This is a genomic window from Neisseria sp. P0021.S006, assembly GCF_051956895.1.
On sequence record NZ_JBQCWZ010001141.1, the window covers coordinates 1 to 485 of the forward strand.

At 53.6% G+C, this 485-nt stretch carries 1 pseudogene; it reads right to left on the reverse strand.

Annotated features, from left to right (window positions below):
* Positions 1–485 (reverse strand): annotated as a pseudogene (locus tag ACTHUM_RS19155) (flotillin family protein); the annotation flags it as partial.

Below are 485 nucleotides of genomic sequence, written 5' to 3' on the forward strand. Positions count from 1 at the left end.
GTCTTGTGCAGCTTGTTTTTCAGCTTCGGCGGCAACAGTGAGCGAAATCGCATCTTTTTGCGCGGCTTCTTCTGCGGCAATCAGTTCGACCGCTTTAGCACGCTCGGCGCGTTCGGTTTCGCGTACGGTAATCACGCTTTCTTCTTCACGAACAGCTGCGGCACGGGCTTTGTCGGCTTCGGCTTTGGCTTCGGATTCGGCGCGTGATTTTTCGGCAACGGCGATGGCGCGGTCTTGCTCGGCCAATTCGATGGCTTTGCGGCGTTCAACCTCTGCCTGTTCAACGGCTTGGGCTTTTCTAATGTCTTCGTTTTTAATATCGCGCTCGGCGGCAATGCGTTTCAAATCCACTTCGCGTTCAGCGGCAATTTTTGCTTCTTCCGCTTCACGTTTTTTCTGAGATTCTTGTTCGGCAATGCTGGCCTCTTGTTCGGCGCGGCGGACGGCAATTTCACGCTCTTGTTCGAGTTTGGCGTATTCTTCTT